At 65.5% G+C, this 4882-nt stretch carries 6 protein-coding genes; 3 read left to right on the top strand and 3 right to left on the bottom strand.

The features are described from left to right. Positions 1 to 116: 116 nt before the first annotated feature. Positions 117 to 1415, bottom strand: coding sequence for a hypothetical protein (locus ACXJL8_RS34100; RefSeq protein ID WP_456686375.1), 1299 nt, complete (start codon positions 1413 to 1415; stop codon positions 117 to 119). A gap of 119 nt (positions 1416 to 1534) precedes the next feature. Next, entirely contained in the window at positions 1535 to 2140 is a 606-nt protein-coding gene (locus ACXJL8_RS34095; protein ID WP_456623861.1) for a DUF1134 domain-containing protein, read from the bottom strand. Between the two features lie 139 nt (positions 2141 to 2279). Between ACXJL8_RS34095 and ACXJL8_RS34090 the strand changes: the two genes are divergently transcribed. Continuing rightward, positions 2280 to 2765, top strand: coding sequence for a YHS domain-containing (seleno)protein (locus ACXJL8_RS34090; RefSeq protein WP_456686374.1), 486 nt, complete (start codon positions 2280 to 2282; stop codon positions 2763 to 2765). Between the two features lie 28 nt (positions 2766 to 2793). Here the strand turns inward: ACXJL8_RS34090 and ACXJL8_RS34085 are convergent, their stop codons facing one another. Further along, the gene (locus ACXJL8_RS34085) at positions 2794 to 3618 is read right to left on the bottom strand and encodes a 3'(2'),5'-bisphosphate nucleotidase CysQ family protein (protein ID WP_456623863.1); all 825 of its coding nucleotides are present in this window, start codon (positions 3616 to 3618) and stop codon (positions 2794 to 2796) included. A gap of 226 nt (positions 3619 to 3844) precedes the next feature. Between ACXJL8_RS34085 and chpT the strand changes: the two genes are divergently transcribed. Further along, positions 3845 to 4498, top strand: a complete 654-nt coding sequence (chpT, locus tag ACXJL8_RS34080) for a histidine phosphotransferase ChpT (RefSeq protein ID WP_456623864.1) — start codon at positions 3845 to 3847, stop codon at positions 4496 to 4498. Positions 4499 to 4693: 195 nt separating this feature from the next. Further along, positions 4694 to 4882, top strand: a 189-nt coding sequence (locus tag ACXJL8_RS34075) for an Hpt domain-containing protein (protein WP_209967823.1), incomplete at its 3' end; no start/stop codon positions are given.

Raw genomic sequence — 4882 nt, 5'->3', positions numbered from 1 at the left:
ATTTAGAAGTGCGGGCCAAAGGTGTCAAGTTTTCAGACGGGCCAAGAGCTAAAAACCGGCCCGAAAACCTTGCGCAGATCACGCAATTCGCAACGGAAACCGGGTTTTTGGCCCACTCACGCGCCCTGCTGGCGGGCGCGGGAGGCGTGGGCCTGGAGCGCGCGGATGCGCTCGGCGAGCGTTCCGCCGCCTTCGGGCAGGGTCGCCGCAGCCGCGCCATTGGCAGCAGTGCCATTGGCCGGGCGCGGCACCGGCTTCGGAGGCTGGCCCGCCTCGGCTGCAAGCAGCGCCTCGATCGGCGAATTCGGGCCTTCGAGCTGCATCGCGAGTTTTGCCACCTCGGCCGCGATGTCGTTGATGCGTTCGCGCAGCAGCGCGTTTTCCATGCGCTCGGTCGCCCAGGAGCTCTCCGCCTGCTGCTGGATCGCGTTGATGTCGCGCTGGAGCTTGGCGCGCTCGTCGCGAGCGGTCTTGAGCTGCTCCTCCAGCGCGGCCTTTTCGGAGCGCAGTGTTTCGACCGCGGCCGAGGATTTGCCGCCGCTCAACGCGGCGATCTCGACGCGCAGCTCCTTGATGGTGCGCTCGGAGCCCTCATTGGTCTGGCGGAGCTGGTTGTTCTCATAGTCGCGCTCGGCGAGCAGCTTGCCTTGCGTGGCGAGGCGCGCTTCGAGGTCGGCGACGCGGCCCGAGAGCATTTCGGCCTCCTTGACCTGCACGRTGAGCTGACGATCGAGCTCGTTGACGCGCTGGCTCAGATTTTCGACACGGCCACGGGCATCCCCGAGCTCACGCGAGGCGGTCTCCGATTCCGAGCGTTCCTGCGCCAGTCGCGCCTGCGTGGCGGTAAATTCCTTCTCGGCATCGCCGACGCGATTCTTGAGTTCCTCGATCTGCGCGCGCACCGCGACGAGCTCGACCTGGCGGCTCTCGGCCATCATCGAACGGTCGGAGAGCTCGGAATTGATTTTGGCGAGCTCGCCCTGCTTGTCGCTCAGCGCAATCTCGGCCTCGCGCAAGGATGTGGTCTTGGCGTTGAATTCCTCTTCGGTGGCGCGGAGCTGCTCCTTCACCGCCTTCTCGCGGGCCTCCAGCGCAAAGATCGTGGCGTTCTTCTCGCCGAGCTCGATCTTCATGCGGTTGATGGCGTCGCTCTTCTTGCCGAGCTCGGCGAGCTGGCTCGTGGTCTTGTTCTTGAGCTGGTCGACGCTCATCTCGAGCCGCCGCGCCGACATGGCGAATTCGGCGCGGAGCTGGTCCTTGTCGGCCTGGATCTCCGCCATCGACAGCGGCGTGGCGGCCTCGAGCCGGCGCGTGGTCAGGCGTACCGCGCGGTTATGCACCAGCGGCACGATGGCGAGCCCGCACAGCATCGAGAGCAGGAAACYGATCGCCAGGTACATGATCGGTTCGACCATGGTCCAGAACTCCCAAGGCTAAGGAAAAATTTACCAACGACAATGCCATGGCGGGGCGGCTAAAAGCCAGCCCCGGCCTGTTGTTAACCTTGATCTGTCGCGGGAGGAGAGGGGGAGCCCTAGAACGGGTTCCAGGTCGCGCGCGGGGTGTATTTGAGGTAGCCGATATTGGCTCCCAGCCGCAGGCCGAGCCCCGAGCGGATCGGCACCAGCACGATGTTGTTGGCGGTGAGCGCCGTCATGCCGAAGCCGCCGATGATATAGGCCGAGCCGTCGAGGCCGGCGAAGCGCTGATAGATCGCGTTGGTGGCGGGCAGGTTATAGACCAGCGTCATGGTGCGCGCGCCGTCGCCGCCCCAGTCGAAGCCGAGCGAGGGGCCCTGCCAGTAGACGCGCAGGTCGCCGGCGTTCTTGGTGTAGAGCGTGCCTTCGCCATAGCGCAGGCCGGCGACGAAGGCGCCGGAGCCTTCCTCGCCCAGGATGTAGCCGTTCGGCAGGCCCCATTGGCTGACCGCCTTCTCGATGATCGAGGCGAGCCCGCGCGAGACGTTGCCGAAGAAGCGGTGGCCGGCGGTCACGAGTTCGTCGGGCCCATAGGTGCTGGGCGACGGGCTCCGCTGCGGCGGCGGCAGGTTGGGCGGCGGCGGCTGCTGGGCGGAGGCCGGCACGATCCACCCGACCATCGCGGCAAGCGCGACTGCGGCAAGGCGTGATGCGAAAGTCATAAAAGAACCCCTGGTATCGAATCCGGTCGCTTCCTTAACCTGACGCCAACAGGCACGGCTCTAGGTTGCGCCGAATGTCCCCTCGACTCGGATGTTATCCGCAGCAACTATGACGGCACAACGGCAGGAAGATAGCCCTTTGCGCCCCGGAATTGCCTTGATCGGGCATCTGGTCTGCCTGCTGGCGGGCATTTGGATCGCCTGCGCCGGGGTGCCGGCCGAGGCCGCCACCACCGAGCGGATCGTCGTCAACCGCTTCAGCGGCGTGGCCATCGAGGGGTTCGATCCCGTGGCCTATTTCGTCGACGGTGGCGCCGCGCTCGGCACCGCGGAGTTCGAGGCCAACCTCTGGGGGGCGGTCTGGCGCTTCCGGAACGAGGGCAACCGCGCCTCCTTCCTGGCTCATCCCGAAATCTATGGCCCACAGTACGGCGGCTATGATCCGGCCGACATCGCCCGCGGCATCGCGATTGCCGGCAATCCCCGTTTCTTCGTGATCGCGGCGCAGCGGCTTTACCTGTTCAGCCGGGAAGCCAATCGCGACGCCTTCGCCGCCGATCCGGAGCGCTTCCTCTACGAGGTGGGCAAGCRCTGGCCCGCGCTCCAGGACAAGCTCAGTCAGTAGGGCCTTGCCACCTCAGAGGCTTACCAGCTCAGAGCCTTGCCGCCCGTCGGTCGCCCCAGGCGATGAAGTCCGGGATGATGAAGCCGGTATCGCGCCGTTCGCCGAATCGGAGCTCGCCACCGTTGCCGTCGGTCACCGTGCCGCCGGCCGCGGTTACGACCGCGCAGCCCGCTCCGACGTCCCATTCGCACGTCGGCCCGAAGCGGGGATAGATGTCGGCGCTGCCCTCCGCGATCCGGCCGAACTTCACGGCCGAGCCGACCGTCCTTCGCACCGCATTCGGCCGGGCCTCGATGAATGCGTCACTCCTGGGATCGCCATGCGAGCGGCTCACCGCCGCGATCCAGGGCTCGCCCGGTTTCGGCAACGTGCGGGTATGGATCGGTTCGGCGGCCCCGATGGTAGCGCCGTCAAACGTCACGCGCTCGGCGCCGTGGCCGACGATGCCGCGCCACAGCAGCCCGAGCGCCGGCGCACTGACGATGCCGAGCAGCGGCACGCCACGGGTCACGAGGGCGAGGTTGACGGTGAACTCGTCACGGCCGGCGACGAACTCCTTGGTGCCGTCGAGGGGATCGATCAGGAAGAAGCTGTCGCGAAACGGCGGGCAGGCGAGCTGGGTCCGCTCCTCGGAAAGCGTCGGCACGTCCCCCGCAAGCTGGACCAGGCCGTCCGCGATGATGCGGTCGGCGGCGAGGTCGGCCTCAGTGACCGGCGAGCCGTCCTGCTTGCCGTCGATCCGCATCGCCGCCCGGTTCACCGCGAGGATGGCTTCGCCCGCCTTCACCACCAGCGCTGTGAGCGGCTCCATCAAGCGGGAGGCGGCTTCGCCGTCGATGATCCTCACCTGCATGCCTCATTCATCGGCAAATCTCGCCTCTCTCGGTTGATTCGCGGTCGATTCGCCATCGATTCGTCGCTGCTTCCACTTGGCTTCGGCTTGGGCTTATGGCCGCTTCGAGCCTATCGCAAGCTAGCTGCGACCGGCTTGCGAATGTTAGAACCGCCGCCATTCGTCAAGCATGCGTGATTCGCCGCGTCCGCGCCGTGCAATTCCAGGAACCCTCCAGGACCCCTTTATGTCTGGCACCTCGTCACCCGGTACCGCTACTGCTCCCGATATGCTCGAACTCGCAGCGCTGCTGTGCTCGCGGGTCTGTCATGATCTCATCAGCCCTGTAGGCGCCATCGTCAACGGGCTTGAAGTGCTCGACGACGATCCCAAGCCCGAGGACCGCGAGTTCGCGCTCGACCTGATTCGCAAGAGCGCCAAGACCGCCTCCGCCCGCCTCCAGTTCTGCCGTCTCGCCTTCGGCGCGGCCGGCTCCACCGGTGCGCAGATCGACCTCGGCGACGCCCAGACCATGGCGCGCGGCCACATCGAGGACGGCAAGTGCACGATCACCTGGAATTTGCCGCGGCTGCTGCTGCCGAAGAATCGCGTCAAGCTGCTGCTCAATATGCTGGTCGTCGCCCAGCACACGATTCCGCGCGGCGGCCTGCTCAAGGTCGATCCGATCGGAGACGGCGAGACCATGAGCTTCCGCGTCACCGCCACCGGACATAATGCGCGCCTGCCGCAGAACATCGCCGAGCTCCTGAGCGGCGAGCGCGGGCCTGCCGCGGATGCGCACGCGATCCAGCCTTATTATACGCGGCTCCTTGCGCAGGCCTGCGGGCTCACCGTGACGCTGGCGCCGGAAGGCGAAGCCATCACGGTTACCGCTTCGTAAACGCGGCGTCTTTCTCGGACGATTAATCGAATCTTTACGAGGCGCTTCGGCTTGTCCGGAGCGCCTTATCTCTTTGTTGGCTCCGTTCTTTTGCACATACTCAACCAATATTAAACGCTTTGCGGTGAAGCTGGCCCCATTCTGAATGGCGCATGACTCGTCGTGCGTGCCCTCCCTGTATGAAGGCCTGTTTTCATGGATGATCTGTTGCGGGAGTTTTTGACGGAGACCAGCGAGAGCCTGGACACCGTCGACAATCAGCTGGTGAAGTTCGAGCAGGAGCCGAACAACGCCAAGATCCTGGATAACATCTTCCGCCTGGTCCACACCATCAAGGGCACGTGCGGCTTTTTGGGATTGCCGCGGCTGGAAGCGCTGGCGCAT

The organism is Bradyrhizobium sp. P5_C11_2, assembly GCF_054049755.1.
The sequence above is the reverse complement of the archived record's forward strand: the minus strand, read 5'-3'. Positions and strand labels throughout refer to the sequence as shown.